The organism is Aeromonas sp. Lyrl_2, assembly GCF_051948815.1.
Classification (GTDB): domain Bacteria; phylum Pseudomonadota; class Gammaproteobacteria; order Enterobacterales; family Aeromonadaceae; genus Aeromonas; species Aeromonas veronii.
Map to the genome: position 1 here is coordinate 83554 of NZ_JAYJLJ010000007.1, position 15922 is coordinate 99475.

Annotated in this window: 15 protein-coding genes; 9 read left to right on the forward strand and 6 right to left on the reverse strand. The window is 60.8% G+C overall.

Translation table 11 applies throughout. The features are described 5' to 3' along the window. Positions 1-55: 55 nt before the first annotated feature. The 4 genes from VF684_RS08125 to VF684_RS08140 all read right to left on the reverse strand — a co-directional run bounded on the left by VF684_RS08125 (position 56) and on the right by VF684_RS08140 (position 4391). Positions 56-448 (reverse strand): hypothetical protein, encoded by a 393-nt coding sequence (locus tag VF684_RS08125; RefSeq protein WP_162516372.1) that lies wholly within the window; start codon positions 446-448, stop codon positions 56-58. Between the two features lie 260 nt (positions 449-708). Further along, entirely contained in the window at positions 709-1890 is a 1182-nt protein-coding gene (locus VF684_RS08130) for a MerR family transcriptional regulator (RefSeq protein WP_376899838.1), read from the reverse strand. A 157-nt stretch (positions 1891-2047) separates the two neighbouring features. Further along, complete coding sequence (gene recJ, locus VF684_RS08135) at positions 2048-3778, reverse strand: single-stranded-DNA-specific exonuclease RecJ (RefSeq protein ID WP_323924968.1); 1731 nt, start codon at positions 3776-3778, stop codon at positions 2048-2050. Continuing rightward, positions 3744-4391, reverse strand: coding sequence for a disulfide isomerase DsbC N-terminal domain-containing protein (locus VF684_RS08140; RefSeq protein WP_005335146.1), 648 nt, complete (start codon positions 4389-4391; stop codon positions 3744-3746). Before VF684_RS08140 ends, recJ begins: the two co-directional genes overlap by 35 nt. A gap of 316 nt (positions 4392-4707) precedes the next feature. On the opposite strand from VF684_RS08140, the gene mscL reads away from it, so the two are divergent. After that, positions 4708-5118, forward strand: a complete 411-nt coding sequence (mscL, locus tag VF684_RS08145; protein WP_047438040.1) for a large-conductance mechanosensitive channel protein MscL — start codon at positions 4708-4710, stop codon at positions 5116-5118. A gap of 72 nt (positions 5119-5190) precedes the next feature. Here the strand turns inward: mscL and xerD are convergent, their stop codons facing one another. Beyond that, on the reverse strand, positions 5191-6090 hold the full coding sequence (gene xerD, locus VF684_RS08150; RefSeq protein ID WP_088868661.1) for a site-specific tyrosine recombinase XerD: 900 nt from the start codon (positions 6088-6090) through the stop codon (positions 5191-5193). Positions 6091-6340: 250 nt separating this feature from the next. Between xerD and fldB the strand changes: the two genes are divergently transcribed. From fldB to VF684_RS08165, 3 genes are all read left to right on the forward strand, one after another. Beyond that, positions 6341-6859, forward strand: coding sequence for a flavodoxin FldB (gene fldB, locus VF684_RS08155; protein WP_021229741.1), 519 nt, complete (start codon positions 6341-6343; stop codon positions 6857-6859). 202 nt (positions 6860-7061) lie between these two features. Next, positions 7062-8462 (forward strand): TldD/PmbA family protein, encoded by a 1401-nt coding sequence (locus VF684_RS08160; RefSeq protein ID WP_323876039.1) that lies wholly within the window; start codon positions 7062-7064, stop codon positions 8460-8462. After that, a complete protein-coding gene (locus tag VF684_RS08165; protein ID WP_376899834.1) occupies positions 8462-9802 on the forward strand; it encodes a TldD/PmbA family protein in 1341 nt (446 codons plus the stop codon). Before VF684_RS08160 ends, VF684_RS08165 begins: the two co-directional genes overlap by 1 nt. 84 nt (positions 9803-9886) lie before the next feature. Here VF684_RS08165 and VF684_RS08170 read toward each other — a convergent pair whose 3' ends face one another. Continuing rightward, a complete protein-coding gene (locus VF684_RS08170; RefSeq protein ID WP_279461712.1) occupies positions 9887-10381 on the reverse strand; it encodes a zinc ribbon-containing protein in 495 nt (164 codons plus the stop codon). A 145-nt stretch (positions 10382-10526) separates the two neighbouring features. Between VF684_RS08170 and leuS the strand changes: the two genes are divergently transcribed. From leuS to rsfS, 5 genes are all read left to right on the forward strand, one after another. Further along, the gene (gene leuS, locus VF684_RS08175; RefSeq protein WP_201913181.1) at positions 10527-13103 is read left to right on the forward strand and encodes a leucine--tRNA ligase; all 2577 of its coding nucleotides are present in this window, start codon (positions 10527-10529) and stop codon (positions 13101-13103) included. Positions 13104-13308: 205 nt separating this feature from the next. Then, the gene (locus VF684_RS08180; RefSeq protein WP_005335160.1) at positions 13309-13791 is read left to right on the forward strand and encodes an LPS-assembly lipoprotein LptE; all 483 of its coding nucleotides are present in this window, start codon (positions 13309-13311) and stop codon (positions 13789-13791) included. Then, positions 13791-14828 carry a DNA polymerase III subunit delta gene (gene holA / locus VF684_RS08185; protein WP_120415559.1) on the forward strand — a complete coding sequence of 346 codons (1038 nt, stop codon included), beginning with the start codon at positions 13791-13793 and terminating at the stop codon, positions 14826-14828. The genes VF684_RS08180 and holA overlap by 1 nt, the downstream gene beginning before the upstream one ends. Beyond that, complete coding sequence (nadD, locus tag VF684_RS08190) at positions 14822-15472, forward strand: nicotinate-nucleotide adenylyltransferase (protein ID WP_139731226.1); 651 nt, start codon at positions 14822-14824, stop codon at positions 15470-15472. Before holA ends, nadD begins: the two co-directional genes overlap by 7 nt. Before the next feature lie 103 nt (positions 15473-15575). Beyond that, a complete protein-coding gene (rsfS, locus tag VF684_RS08195) occupies positions 15576-15917 on the forward strand; it encodes a ribosome silencing factor (RefSeq protein WP_005335165.1) in 342 nt (113 codons plus the stop codon). Positions 15918-15922: the final 5 nt, after the last annotated feature.

Genomic DNA, 15922 nt, shown 5'->3' on the forward strand with positions numbered 1-15922 from the left:
CGGGAGCGTTAAAAGTCGTGTGAAAACGTGGATGAGCGTCCGCCAGCTGGGTGAGCTAGTCGCCGTGACAGAAGCGAAATTGCAGATGGTGGCCGCAGAGTTGCCGTTTATGCAGATAGCCAACGTGGCCACAAGCTTGTCTGACATAGATCAGCGGCACAAAGAACAGCAGGCCACAGAGCAGGCCGAGGATATCGTGCTGGAACCAGGCCAGCAGCATCTGGTAGAGATGGCCGTCCCGCTCCTTCGCCAACCGCCGCCCCTGCTCGACCCCGTGGCGCCACTGGTTGCCCGGCAGCAAGCCGACCGTGTCGACCAGACGCTGGTTGATCGGGTCTTGCAGTGCCATCCCCGCCATCGCCCCGGCAGATGGCCCCTGCGACACGGCGCTCAGCCCAGCTGCGGCAAAAGCAGCGAGCCACAGAATGCAGGCGATGGCAAACGCCATTGCACCGTGCTGTATGCGGCTTGGGGGTAAGCGACTGGCAAGAGGCAAGGTTCGAGCTCCTTCAGGGATGACAGGAATGCGGGGATAAATATATCACAAGCCATCGCTTTATTGGATTTTGATATTCACCTAATCATTAAAATCAGCACTAAACTCTCAATTATCACTGAACTGAGCATTTAAAAACCCAAACAAATGGGGGAGCATCTGCTCCCCCCGTCCGGTCACTGGCTCACCCTCAATGGCAATAGCCATCCTCTTCACATCGCCTGCAGGCAGAAGATCACATAGCCGTAACTGCCCAGATATTGGCGGTGGATGGCCACTTCCCGGCTCAAGTCCTGCCAGGCGGCACTCTCCCCCAGCTCGTCTCGATAGCGCACCAGATTGACCTCAATAGGGTCCAGATAGTTGTTCCAGGCGCTCAGCGGCAAGGGAGTGTGCGACAGGCAGCGGTAGCCTGCCGCTTGTATCGTCTCAAGCAGGCCCGCCAGCGTCTGCATGGCGGGATAATCCTGCTGCCAGAATGCCAACGCCTCCTCGGGCGGGTTATCGGTCAGCCAGACCGTATCACTGAGCACGATGCAAGCCTGCGGGCTCGCGAGCAGCGCACGCCACGCCTTCAGCGCATTAGCAACCCCCATCACGTAAGCGCTCCCCTCTGCCCAGATGAGGTCGGCTGGGACCAGATCGTCCCGCAGTGCCGCCATGTTGGCGCAGAGGGTGGAGACATGCTCAAAGCCCGCAGCACGGGCGGAGTGCGCCACGGCGGCCAGCGCCTCCTCTTCCAGATCGATGGCCACAATGGCGGCATCGGTCACCTGAGCCAGCGCCATGGTCGAGGCACCGCGCCCGCAGCCCATGTCGAGGATCCGGCGCGGCCGGATGGGCAAGGCGGCAAACTGCTGCTGGGTGAAGGCGCGATCCCCCGGCCCCCAGTAACTCATGCCATCCAGCAGCTGGATAAAGTCCTTGATGTAACGCTCATGTTCATTCATGTCTTTGCTCAACCATTGCAAGTGGTAGCGATCTTTCTCGCTAAAACCCTGTTTCATCACCCACGCGAAGTAGGCCTCCGGTGCCTCGCGCTGCAGTTGCAACTGCCAGGCCTTGAATTCCTCACCGGAGCGCGGGCGCAGCCCTGCCAGATCCGCCAACAGATCCCGGGCGCGCTGCATCCGCGCCAGCTCCTCATCCAGCTCCCTGACCCGGGCCTGCAATGCCGCCTGATCTATCTCGCCAGCCAGACAAGCGAGGCACTGCTTGAGGCTGAGGCCACCTGCCTGCAGGGCCTGCACCATCTGCAGTCGCTGCAGATCCCCCTCGTCATAGTGGCGATAGCCGTTGGCGGCCCGGGTACCGGCAATCACCCCCAGCTTCTCGTAATAGAGCAGGGTGGAGCGGGCGAGGCCGCAGCGGCGGGCCAGTTCGGATATTTTCATGGCAATCACTCACGGTGCGGGCCCTCAGGTGACCCGATAGAGACGAGCTTAAACTGTAAAGCTATAGACAGGTCAACGCCCTTTTCCAGAGATCTGCCAACAAAAACGGCCACCCGAGGGTGGCCGTTGTCAGCGATAGGGCTGCGATGCTCTTGACTCAGAGACCGGCTGCCTCCAGATGCTCCACCAGCAGTTGCACGCTGCGGTTGCCGCGCCACTCGTTGACGTCAAGCCGGTAGACAAGCCGCACCCGCTTGACCGAGGCATCGGGCCAGCGCTTGAGATCGACGCCAAAGGCGATGGCATCCACCGCGTGACCGGAATCTGTTGTCAGCATCATCTTGAGGTGCTTCTCCCCCACCAGCCGCTGCTGAACCAGCACGAACTCGCCGTCGAACAGCGGCTCGGGGAAGGCCTGACCCCAGGGGCCGGAGGCGCGAATCAGCTCCGCCAGCTCGATATTGAGCTCATCCGGCAACAACTCGCCATCGGTGAGCAGCACCCCGGTCAAGAGCTCCGGCGTCACCAGCTCGCTGATGACCGCCTCAAAGGCCCGACCGAACGCCTCAATGTTGGCCTTGGGGAGGGTCAACCCCGCCGCCATGGCATGGCCACCAAACTTGCCCATCAGGCCCGGGTGGCGGGTATCGAGCAGTTCCAGCGCATCGCGCAAGTGCACGCCAGGGATGGAGCGGCCGGAGCCCTTGAGCTCGGTCTCGCTGCTCTCGGCAAACGCGATGACCGGGCGGTAGTATTTCTCCTTCACCTTGGAGGCCACCAGCCCCACCACCCCCTGATGCCACTCGTCCCGGTGCAGCACTATGCCCGACGGCACCTCGCCATCGCGAAAACGGATCTGCTCCAGGGTGGCGAGGGCCTCCTGCTGCATCCCCTGCTCAATCTCCTTGCGCTCCTGATTGAGGCTGTCCATCTCAGCCGCAAGCTGGCGCGCCAAATTGAGATCATCGCAGAGCAGACAGGCGACCCCGAGGGACATGTCATCGAGACGGCCCACCGCGTTGAGACGCGGCCCCAGCGCAAAACCGAGGTCGGCAGCGGTGAGACGGCGACCATCGCGACCCGAGACATCCACCAGCGCCTGAATGCCGGGGCGACAGCGCCCGGCCCGGATCCGCTGCAAGCCCTGATGGACCAAAATGCGGTTGTTGCCATCGAGCGCCACCACGTCGGCGACCGTGCCGAGGGCCACCAGATCGAGGTAATCCGCCACATTGGGGGCGCGCAACCCTTGCCGTTCGTACCAGCCAAGCTGACGCAGATGGGTGTTGAGGGCCGCCATCAGGTAGAAGGCCACCCCCACCCCGGCCAGGGACTTGGAGGGGAAATCGCAACCATGCTGGTTCGGATTGACGATGGCATCGGCATCAGGCAGCTCCTGACCCGGCAAATGGTGATCGGTAACCAGTACCTGCATGCCGGCCGCCTTGGCTGCCGCCACCCCGGCGATGCTGGAGATGCCGTTATCCACCGTGATCAGAAACTCGGCGCCACGGGCCACCGCCAGCTCGACAATTTCGGGGGTGAGGCCGTAGCCAAACTCGAAGCGGTTGGGCACCAGAAAATCGATGTGGCGACCCCCCATGGCGCGCAGGGCCAGCACACACAGCGCCGAACTGGTGGCACCATCGCAGTCGAAGTCGCCGACGATAAGGATCCGTTTCTGGGCAGTCAGGGCATCCGCCAGCAGCGGCACCGCCTGCTCCATGCCATAGAGGCGCTGGGGCGGCAACAGCTGGCTGGCGCTGCGCTCCAGCAGGGCGGGATCCTCTACGCCACGACTGGCGAAGATTTGGCGAAGCAGAGGATGCAATGTGGCAGGCAGATGGGAATCATCAACTCGCGGACGACGACGGATTTGCAGGGACATCAATATGATCCAGTATCTTGAGCAGCTGTTCGGGGCTCTGATACCCGCGCACCAGATCCCCGTCGGAGGAGACCCAGGCCGGCAGTACCTTGACCCCCAACCATTGGCTCAGGCCAATATTTTGGATAAGGGTCTCACTACATGCCGTTTGAGGCAAATAGGCTTTTAACGGATCATTTTGCAGCAGGGGATCGCTGCACCAGTCGGCGGCCCGTTCGGCGTGATCAATCACCGGATAGAGAGCCACGCTCACCCCGGATGCCTGCAGGTGTTGCAAGGTGCCGGAGAGCTGACGGCGTTTGGCATCCTGCTCACCGAGAAACAGCGCAACCCGGTGACGCTCATCACGGGCCTTGAGCACGATGGGGGCATGGGCCACCTGTGCCAAGCCAAGTCGGCGCTGCTCGCGCATACCCGAGATGGTCAGGTTCTTCATGTCACGGGTCATATCCAGCATGACCCCCTGCACCACATAATCCCCTTTGGCATCGCTGTAGAGCACCCCCTGCGAGGTGCCCAGCATATACAACCCCGCGATCGGGGTCGGTTCAACCAGATAGACGGGGACCCCCAGCCGGGCCGTGATGGTCTGTTTCAAGGCTTGGGTATCCATCCCCGCTCTGGCAGCAAATGTGCACAAAAGCATCATTCCCAGTAGTAAATACTTCACTTGTTTACTCACGTGGTATGAATGAATCGACCCAGCAAACTACAGCAGCACAGCTCATCATTCAACCAGCTACTTACCAAAAAATTAATATCACTTTGTACCAAAAAAATGGTTCCCCCCGATTGCCAAGGACTCATAACGCCCGCAAGCTAGTCAGGACGACAGGAACAACGCGGCTTAGCCTCTGTTTTTCCTGACAAGAGTTCACCCTTTGGCAAGGGTAATCAACGCGCTATCTTGTTTAATTTCGGAGGAAATAATGAGTCTGATTCAAGAGTTCAAAGCCTTTGCCGCCCGCGGCAACGTCATCGATATGGCGGTCGGTATCATCATTGGTGCCGCCTTCGGCAAAATTGTCTCCTCTTTTGTCGGTGACGTGATCATGCCGCCCATCGGCCTGATCCTGGGCGGCGTGGACTTCAGCGACCTGGCGGTCACCCTGAAGGCCGCAGAAGGTGCAACACCCGCCGTGGTCATCGCCTATGGCAAGTTCATCCAGACCATCATCGACTTTCTGATCATCTCTTTTGCCATCTTCATGGGACTGAAGGCCATCAACACCCTGAAGAAAAAGCAGGAAGAGGAAGCCGCCGCCCCGGCAGGCCCGACCAAGGATCAGGAGCTGCTGACCGAGATCCGTGATCTGCTGAAATCCCAGCAAGGGAAATAAGCGCCATCTCCTGTCGTGTAGAGATAAAAAAACCGCCTGCTGGCGGTTTTTTGTTTTTGGGAGGCCAGCCACTCAAGCTCTGGGGTGGTGCTCCCCGTGCAGGGCCTTGAGCCGCTCGTTGGCGACATGGGTGTAGATCTGGGTGGTGGAGAGATCCGCATGGCCCAGCAGCATCTGTACCACCCGCAGATCGGCGCCGTGGTTGAGCAGATGGGTGGCAAAGGCGTGGCGCAAGGTATGGGGGGATAGCTCGCCGTTAATCCCGGCCCGCAGGGCATAGAGCTTGATGCGATGCCAGAAGGTCTGGCGGGTCATCATACGGGCCTGTTTGGAGGGAAACACCACATCCGAGCTGGTGCCACCCAGCAGCAGGGTGCGGGCCTCCCGGTAGTAACGCTCCAGCCAGTGCATCGCCTCCTCGCCCATCGGCACCAGCCGCTCCTTGTTGCCCTTGCCGACCACCCGCACCAAACCCTGACGTAAACTGACATGCTCGGCGGTGAGCCCCACCAGCTCGGAAACCCGCAAGCCGGTGGCGTAGAGCAGCTCCAGCATTGCCTTGTCCCGCAACTCCAGCGGGTCATCCACCAGCGGCGCACTCAGCAACGCATCCACCTCCGTTTCGCTTAAATCGGAGGGAAGTTTTTTCGGCAGCTTGGGCCCCTCCAGCAGCACAGTCGGATCGTCGCTGCGCAGCTTCTCGCGGTTGAGATACTGGTAAAAGCGGCGCAGGGCCGACAGAAAGCGGGCGGTGCTGCTGGCCGCAAACTGGTGATCGACCCGCCAGGCGAGGTAGTGCTGGATCTCGTCCATCCCCGCCAGCAGCAGCGAGCTCCCCTGCTCGTCGAGCCAGAGGGAGAACTTTTCCAGATCGCTGCGATAAGAGCTGACCGTGTTGTCAGACAACCCCCGCTCCAGCCAGAGAGCATCGAGAAAGGGTTCAATCAGGGGATGGGGGTCGGGCTTGCTCATGGTGCGCTGCAATCAGGGGATCGATGGCCCATTGTAACGCGCCAACTCCTTGGAAAGACAAGGTACTTTCATTGGAAAGATAAGGCACGTTTGCCACACTCCTTACCGGGCGGTGAAGGTCGAATGGCAATCTGCTAGACTGGCGCCCTCCCCTTACGTTACCCATCGTGTTGCCAACATGGCGCAGCCCACACGAGCATGCGAGAACGCGCCAAAAGCAAGCGAGAACGCGCCAACAGAGAGAAGAGCGATGAAGATTGGTCTGTTTTACGGTTCCACCACCTGCTACACCGAGATGGCTGCCGAGAAGATCCGCGCCCTCATCGGCCCCGAGCTGGTGGATATTCACAATATCAAGGATGTCTCCCTGCGCCTGATGGAGGATTACGAGATCCTGATCCTCGGCATCTCCACCTGGGATTTTGGCGAACTGCAGGAGGACTGGGAGTCCCGCTGGGAAGATATCGCCGATCTCCATCTGGAGGGACGCATCGTGGCCCTGTTTGGCCTCGGCGATCAGCTCGGTTATGGCGAATGGTTCCAGGACGCCCTCGGCATGCTGCACGATCAGCTGGTGCCAAAAGGGGTCAAGTTGGTGGGCTACTGGCCCAACGAAGGGTACGAATTCGATGCCTCCAAGGCACTGATCGACGATGGTCGTCACTTCGTCGGGCTGGCGCTGGACGATGCCAATCAATATGACCAGACCGATCCGCGCATCGAGCAGTGGGTCGAGCAGATCCTGAGCGAAATCCACGCCCTGCTCTGATCTTTCCCACGTTTTGGCAAAACGACCCTGAGAGCCTGGCCCTGGCCGCCGGGCGCAGTTATCGCACCGATTTTCTCAATCGGTATCATCGCATGACGCTATAGCGACTTTTTTGTGCTGGTCTGCAACAATGGACTCGACATCCCATAACAATCAGAGCCGGATGTCGGAAGCAAACGGACAGACCAGAAAAGGATATTCTATGACCCCATTCTCCCTGTTGGCCCCCGCCATTGCCCGTGACGTGCTCGATCACGCACTGGCGCTGGGTGCCGATTTCGCCGAGCTGTTTGTCGAGCGCAAGCGCCGCAGCCAGCTCAGCCTGCTCTCCAGCCAGATAGAGAACATCAGCGGCGGCCTCGATTTCGGCATCGGTGTACGCCTCTGTTACGGCCACAAGGTGCTCTACGGCTACACCAATCTGGCCAGCCGCGACGAGCTGCTGCGCATCGTCACCCTGCTGGCGGCCAAAGACCGCCGTGACCCCGTGGTGACCGCCACCGCCTTCGATTTCACCCGCCTGAGCGATCGCAACCCGGTGGCCATGCCCCTGTCGGCAGACAAGCTGCTGGAGCAGAAGATCGCCTATCTGCACGCCATGGATGCGGCGGCCCGCGCCGAGAGCGACAAGGTGAGCCAGTTCTCCGGCAACGTGCTGGGCTGGGAGCAGGAGGTGGAGATCTTCAACAGCGAAGGGTTGCAAGTCGCCGATCGCCGCCACTACAACCGCATCATGGCCCAGACCATCGCCATGGAAGGGAGCGAGCAGAGCGTCGGTTACGAGGCCCCCGGCGCCCTGATGGGGTGGGAGCATGCCGATCGCATCGATCCGCGCGAGCTGGCCCTCACCGCCACCCGTCAGGCACTGGTGAAACTGGGGGCGGCTCCCTGCCCGAGCGGCACCCTACCGGTCATCATGGAGAACGGCTTTGGCGGCGTCATCTTCCACGAGGCGTGCGGCCATCTGCTGGAGACCACCTCGGTAGCCAAAAAGGCCTCGGTATTCCACGACAAGATGGGCCAGCTTATCGCCAATCCGGTGGTCAATGCGGTGGATGAAGGCTTGCAGAGCAACGCCTGGGGCTCCATCAACGTCGATGACGAGGGGATGGCGACCCAGCATACCCAGCTCATCAAGGACGGCGTACTGACCGGCTTTCTGGTGGACAGAATGGGTGCCCTCAAAACGGGCTACGCCCGCACCGGCTCCGGGCGGCGCGAATCCTACAAGTACGCCCCCACCTCGCGCATGCGCAACACCTATATCGAGCCGGGCAACCACAGCCTCGACGACATGTTGGCCACGGTGGAGCACGGTATCTACGCCAAGAAGATGGGGGGCGGCTCGGTACAGCCCGGCACCGGTGAATTCAACTTCAATGTGCAGGAGGCCTACCTCATCGAGCACGGCAAAATAACCAAACCGCTCAAGTCGGCCACCCTGATCGGCACCGGCCCGCAGGTGCTGAAAGAGATCTCCATGGTGGGCCGCAATCTGGCGCTGGCCGCCGGCATGTGCGGCTCGGTCTCGGGCTCGGTCCCCACCTCGGTGGGCCAGCCAGCTCTGAAAGTGGACAATATTCTGGTGGGAGGGAATGCCTGATGAGCCAGCTCGACATGAACCAACTGATCACCCGCCTGCTCGACAAGGTGGCCGATCTCAACGCCGAAGCGGACATCATCGCCAATCAGGAGAGAGCCTTCTCCCTCAAGGCCGACAAGGGCGAGCTCGGCGAATACAAGGTGACCAGCAGTCAGCAGATCGGCATTCGCCTGATAAAAGAGGGCCGGGTCGGCATCGCCTACTCGGAAGCGCTCGATGAGTCAGCGCTCGATGCCATGCTGCAGGATGCGCTCGATGCCAGCCGCTTTGCCAAGGTGGATCCGGATCAGCGCATCTCGGTGGCCAATAGCCGGATCACCACAGATTGCGCCGAGATCAATCAACCCGATACCACGCCGGTTGAGGAGAAGATCGCCCTGGCCCTGCGCCTGGAGTCAGACATGCTGGCCATGCCCGATGTGAGCGGCGCCCCCTACAACAGCTTCTTCGAAGGGGAGAGCCAGCTCTGGCTCGCCAACAGTCAGGGCACCCTCTGTCAGCACGGTGAGTTCAGCGTCGGCTGCTACACCTCGGCGCTGGTCGAACGGGATGGCCGCCAGTCGATGCTCTCGCAGGGGCAGTATGGCCGTCGCTTCGACGAGCTGGATAGCCAGCGGCTCATCGCGCAGATCTACGCCATCGCCGATGGCCTGCTGCCCGGTGAAGCGGTGCCGAGCGGTCGCTACAGCGTCATCTTCAGCACCAACTGCTTCGCCAGCCTGTTTGGCTGCTTTCAGGGCGTGCTATCGGGCAAGTGGGCCCAGCAGGGGATCAACCCCTGGCGCAGCAAGGTCGGCCAGAGCGTGGCGTCACGCTGGCTCACTCTGGAGAGCAGGGTCTATATGCCTGGCGGCATGAACATCAAGGCGTTTGATGGCGAGGGGGCGGCCAGCTCGGATCTGCTGCTGATTGGCGAAGGGGAGCTTAAGACCCTGCTCCACAACAGCGCCACCGCCCGCCACTTTGGCGTCGCCAGCAACGGCTCGGCCGCTCGCGGTGCCCGCAGCGCCCTCGATGTGACCGTTCGCCATCTGGTGTTTGGCGCGGGCCCCCATAGCGAAGCGGAGGTGCAGAGCGGCGACTATCTGGAGCTGGTCAAGCTGGACGGCCTGCACTCCGGTGCCGATGCGGTGAGTGGCGACTTCTCCTTTGGCGCGTCAGGGTTCCTCTGTCGCGATGGAGTTCGCCTGCGGCCGGTGCGCGGCATCACGGTAGCAGGCAACTTCTACCGCCTGCTGGGCGAGCTGGAAGCGGTCGGGGATACCCTGCACCACAACGACGGCAAGAGCTTCTACGCCCCGCAGATCCGTTTTGGCGGCCTCTCCGTCGCGGGCAAGTAAACGCCCCAACGAAACCTGCAAGCAAGAAAAAGGCGCCTGATGGCGCCTTTTTGCTCGTTGTCTCGTCCGAATTGATGGCATGACTCAGGGCGAGAGCGGCTCGCGGTGATACTCGGCGCAGCCGCATTCGGGGCAAGTATCGAGCTGCTGGGGATGCAGCACGGTATGGCGCCAGCCACACTGGTCGCACACCATGACCCCGAGCCCTACCCAGTCACCCGCTTCGTAAACACCCTTGTGCTCCAACTCGTCGGCCAGCTCCCGCCACTCCACCTGGGCGCGGTCGGTCACATCCGCCAGCCAGGACCAGGCGGTGTCTTTGAGGGCCAACATAAAGGCAGACTCTTCCACCTGCGCACTATCGTCATGGCGCCCCTCGTCATAGTTGCCCAGATCCCGCTTCACATACTCGGCGATCAGCGCCAGTTCGTCCTGAGTCAGGTCGCTGGCTGCCTCCAGATAGGCCTGCACCTTGGCAATCATCCGGTTGAGGCGCTCCCCCTGGAACTGCTCTGTCTCTTGCCACTGCTTTTGCAGTTCGGCAATGAAGGTTTCATACCCTTTTTGACGTTTGTCCATGGCTGTTACTCCTCTGCTAAATCCCTTTCTGGCCCGGCTTCAGGCTTGACGGATGCTGGCGGTTGTTGCCGCCGCAGGATATGGGTATTCTATTGCGATTTCCCAGCTGATTTATCTATTCATTTCACAGATCCGGATGTCACCAATGCAAGAGCAATACGTTCCCCAATCAATCGAACCAGCAGTGCAGAAGCACTGGGATGCCAAGAAAACCTTCAAGGCCGTGGAAAAAGTAGACAAAGAGAAGTTCTACTGCCTCTCCATGTTCCCCTATCCGTCTGGTCGTCTACACATGGGGCACGTTCGCAACTACACCATAGGTGATGTGATCTCCCGTTATCAACGCCTCAATGGCAAGAACGTGCTGCAACCCATAGGTTGGGATGCGTTCGGTCTGCCGGCGGAAAACGCCGCCATCAAGAACAACACAGCGCCGGCCCCCTGGACCTACGAAAACATCGAATACATGAAGAACCAGCTGAAGATGCTGGGTCTGGGTTATGACTGGGATCGTGAAGTCGCCACCTGCAAACCGGATTACTACCGCTGGGAGCAGTGGTTCTTCACCAAGCTCTACGAGAAGGGTCTGGTCTACAAGAAGACCTCCTCCGTCAACTGGTGCCCGAACGACATGACCGTGCTGGCCAACGAGCAGGTTGTCGACAACTGCTGCTGGCGCTGTGACACCCCGGTGGAGCAGAAAGAGATCCCCCAGTGGTTCATCAAGATCACCGACTACGCCGAAGAGCTGCTGAACGATATCGACAACCTCGAAGGCTGGCCGGAGATGGTCAAGACCATGCAGCGCAACTGGATTGGCCGCTCCGAAGGGGTCAACATCAGCTTCAATATCGAGGGTCAGGCTGAGCAGCTGGAGGTCTACACCACCCGTCCGGACACCTTCATGGGCGTGACTTATGTCGGTATCGCTGCCGGTCACCCGCTGGCGCTGCAAGCAGCCCAGAACAATCCGGAGCTGGCCGCCTTCATCGAAGAGTGCAAGAACACCAAGGTCGCCGAAGCGGAACTGGCTACCATGGAGAAGAAGGGCATGGCCACCGGCCTCTATGCCATTCACCCGCTGGATGGCCGCAAGGTACCGGTCTGGGTCGCCAACTTCGTGCTGATGAACTACGGCACCGGCGCCGTGATGGCGGTTCCGGCCCACGATCAGCGAGACTTCGAATTCGCCACCAAATATGGCCTCGACATCAAGGCGGTGATCAAGCCGGTTGATGGCGACGTCGACGTGAGCGAAGCCGCTTACACCGAGAAGGGCGTGCTGTTCAACTCCGGCGAGTTCGACGGTCTCGACTTCCAGGGCGCCTTCGATGCCATCGCCAGCAAGCTGGAAGGGCTCGGCAAGGGCAAGCGCACCGTCAACTACCGTCTGCGTGACTGGGGTGTCTCCCGTCAGCGTTACTGGGGTGCCCCCATCCCGATGCTGACCCTGGCTGACGGCTCCGTGGTGCCGACGCCGGAAGACCAGCTGCCGGTACTGCTGCCGGAAGATGTGGTGATGGACGGTATCCAAAGCCCGATCAAGGCTGACGCCGAGTGGGCCAAAACCACTTACAACGGTCAGGAAGCGTTCCGCGAGACCGATACCTTCGACACCTTTATGGAGTCCTCCTGGTACTACGCGCGCTACTGCTCCCCGGACTACGACAAGGGCATGCTGGATCCGGCGGCTGCCAACCACTGGCTGCCGGTGGATCAGTACATCGGCGGTATCGAACACGCCTGTATGCACCTGCTCTATGCCCGCTTCTTCCACAAGCTGCTGCGTGACGCCGGTCTGGTCAACAGCGACGAGCCGTTCAAGCGCCTGCTCTGCCAGGGCATGGTGCTGGCCGACGCCTTCTACTACAAAGACGAGAAGGGCGGCAACGTCTGGGTCAGCCCGACCGACGTCAAGGTAGAGCGTGACGAAAAGGGTCGCATCACCAAGGCCATCGACAACGAAGGTCGTGAGGTAATGCACTCCGGCATGACCAAGATGTCCAAGTCCAAGAACAACGGCATCGACCCGCAGCTGATGGTCGAGCGTTACGGCGCCGATACCGTCCGTCTGTTCATGATGTTCGCCTCTCCGGCCGAGATGACGCTGGAGTGGTCCGACTCCGGCGTAGAGGGTGCCCAGCGCTTCCTGCGTCGCCTGTGGCGCGTCACCTTCGAACACGTTTCCGGTGGCGCCGTTGCCGCGCTGGATGTGGCTGCTCTCACCAACGAGCAGAAAGCGGTACGCCGTGAACTGCACAAGACCATCGCCAAGGTGAGTGATGACGTGGGTCGCCGTCAGACCTTCAACACCGCCATCGCCGCCATCATGGAGCTGATGAACAATCTATCCAAGCTGGGCAACGACGAGCAGGACCGCGCCCTGATGCAGGAAGCGCTGGAAGCTGTGGTAGTCATGCTCTACCCCATCACTCCGCACATCGGCTTCGAGCTGTGGAAGATGCTGGGCAAGGGCGACGACATCGATCACGCAGCCTGGCCGGTGGCCGATGAAGCGGCCATGGTCGAGACCGAGAAGCTGGTAGTGGTGCAGATCAACGGCAAGATGCGCGGCAAACTGACCGTGCCGGCCGAGATCAGCCAGGCCGACGTCGAGAAGCTGGCGATGGCCGATGCCTCGGTACAGAAGTTCACCGACGGTCTGACCGTGCGCAAGGTGATCTATGTACCAGGCAAGCTGCTCAATATTGTCGCTAACTGATCGGTTGCCAACTGATGTCATACCATTTGGCGACCTTGGCTGACTGTGTGGCCACTCATGGGTAACAACGTACCGGCCCATGACAGCTCAACATTGTCGCTAACTAATTGGCTGCCAACTGATCATTGCCAATCTGTGACAGCAAACGGATGATAACGGCGGGCCCTGCGCCCGCCGCTTTCCCTTAATGCAAAGAGGATTTTCTATGGGCACCATCTTCACCCGCTGGATGGCCATCGTGCTGGCTGGTCTGCTGCTGCAAGGCTGCGGCTTTCACATGCGCGGCAACGGCATTCCGAGCGAGCTGATGACCATGAAGGTCGTGGGCGACAACAAGAGCGACTTCTACCGGATGGTTACCACCCGTCTGAAGGCCTCTGGCGTGACCCTGGCCGACAAGGAGGGCATTCCGGTGCTCACTCTGGGCGGTGTAGGCAGCACCAGTCAGGTTGCCTCGGTCAACGCGCTGGGGACGGACACCGAATATGTGCTGGGCTTTGGTACCCAGTTCACCATCTCGGTACCGGGCAAGCCGACTCAGGTCTTCCCCATCAACTTCAACCGCAGCTTCCTCAACAAACCGGATGCAGCGCTCGCCTCTTCTCGTGAGCAGGAGCAGCTCAACCGCGAGATGCAGGAGCAGGCGGCCAATCAGGTGATCCGGCAGTTGAGTCAGGTCAGCTTCTGATGCGGATTTACCCGGAACAATTTGGTGACCACCTCAAAGCAGGGCTTCGGCCCTGCTATCTCGTTTTTGGCGACGAGCCCCTGCTGCGACTGGAGGCCATCGATGCCATTCGTCAGATCGCCCGCAAGCAGGGTTTCGATGAACGCCACACCTTCGTGGTAGAACAGGGGCTGGACTGGAATCAGGTCTACGATGCCTGTCAGGCGATGAGCCTCTTCTCCGCCCGCCAGATCATCGAGCTGGAGCTGCCCGCCAAGGTGGACAAGGATCTGGCCGCCCGTATCAGCGAAATTGGCAAGCAGCTTCATCCCGACCTGCTGCTGGTGCTGAGTGGCGGTCGCCTCAACCAGACCCAGATGAAGGCGGCCTGGTTCGACAAGCTCTACCAGATTGGCACCTATGTGCCGGTCAACCATCCGGAGCCCAAGTTTTTCCCGCGCTGGATGAGCGCCCGCTTTGCGCGTTTCGGCCTCAAGGCGCTGCCGGATGCCATCAACTTCATGTGCCACTCCTACGAGGGCAACCTGCTGGCCGCCAGCCAGGAGATCGAGAAGCTGACCCTGCTCTCGCCGCCCCAGCCCATCAGCGTCACCTATCTGCAAGAGACCATTATCCGCCACGCCCACTTCACCCCGTTCCAGCTGGTCGATACCCTGCTGGAAGGCAAGGTGAACCGGGCCCAGCGCATTCTGGCCGCCCTGCGGGCCGAAGGTACCGAGCCGGGCATGCTGGCCTGGACCCTTTGCCGCGAACTGGAGCAGCTGACCGAGCTGTCGCTGGCGATGCGCAACGGCCAGCCGCTGGGTGAGCACTTCAGCCGCCTGCGCATCTGGCAGAGCCGCCAGCAGCTCATTCAGCAAGCACTAACCCGACTGCCGTTTGCCAAGTTGCAGCAACTGTGGCAGCTGATGGCCCAACTGGACGATGCCCAGCGCCGCTTCGATACCGAGCAGGCCTGGCTGATGCTGCAGACCATTGCCCTCGGCTTTCGTGATGGCCCCCCGCTGCCGCTGGTGATGGAGAGCAGCCCGTGCTGAAGGCGCCCATTGGCCTGCTGGGAGGCACGTTCGATCCTATCCATATCGGCCATCTGCGCCCGGCCATCGAGGCGCGCGATGCCCTCGGGCTAGCCGAAATGCGGCTCATCCCGAACCATATCCCGCCCCACCGCGCCAATCCGTTCTGCTCCAGCGAACAACGCCTCGCCATGGTCAAACTGGCGGCGGCGGAGAACCACCACTTTGTGGTGGATGAGCGGGAGCTGCGACGAGACAAGCCCTCTTACACCATCGATACCCTGATCGAGCTGCGTCATGAACTGCCCGATACGCCGCTCTGTTTTCTGATGGGGATGGATTCCCTGCTGAGCCTGCCAAGCTGGCACCGCTGGCAGGAGCTGCTCGACCATGCCCATCTGGTGGTGAGCGTGCGGCCGGGCTGGCAACCGGATTATCCGGCCGAGGTGGCGCAGCTGCTTGCGCGCCATCACACCGCGGATGCCAACGCGCTGCATCAGCGTCTGGCCGGTCATATCTGGCTGGCGGACAACCAGCCCATCGAACTGTCAGCCACCCGACTGCGGGCCTTGCTGGATGCGGGGCAAGACACCCGCTACCTCTTGCCCGAGTCGGTTGCGCACTATATTGATCAACAGGGGCTCTACCGCGCCAACCGCCGCTAACCCCTGTCGTAATCCCGCCCCGCCCGATGGGAAACGGGAGTGACCATGATATAATCCGCCGCCCTGACGCAAACGCTGCGCGCCGGAATACAGGAGAGACTCATTGCAAGGCCAAGAATTGCATGCCTTTATCATCGACAAGATCGATGACATGAAAGGTCGCGACATCATCACCCTCGATGTACGCGGCAAATCCAGCATTACTGACACCATGATCATCTGTTCCGGCAACTCCAGTCGTCACGTCAGCGCCATTGCCCACCATCTGGCCAGCGAGGCCCGCCACGCGGGTCTGGATCTGCTGAGCGTGGAAGGACAACTGAGCGGTGAATGGGTGCTGGTAGATATGGGCTCGGTGATCGTCCATGTGATGCAGGATGAACATCGTGACTTCTACCAACTGGAAAAGCTGTGGAGCGGTGCCGCTCAAATGAATACGCAATAAGAGCA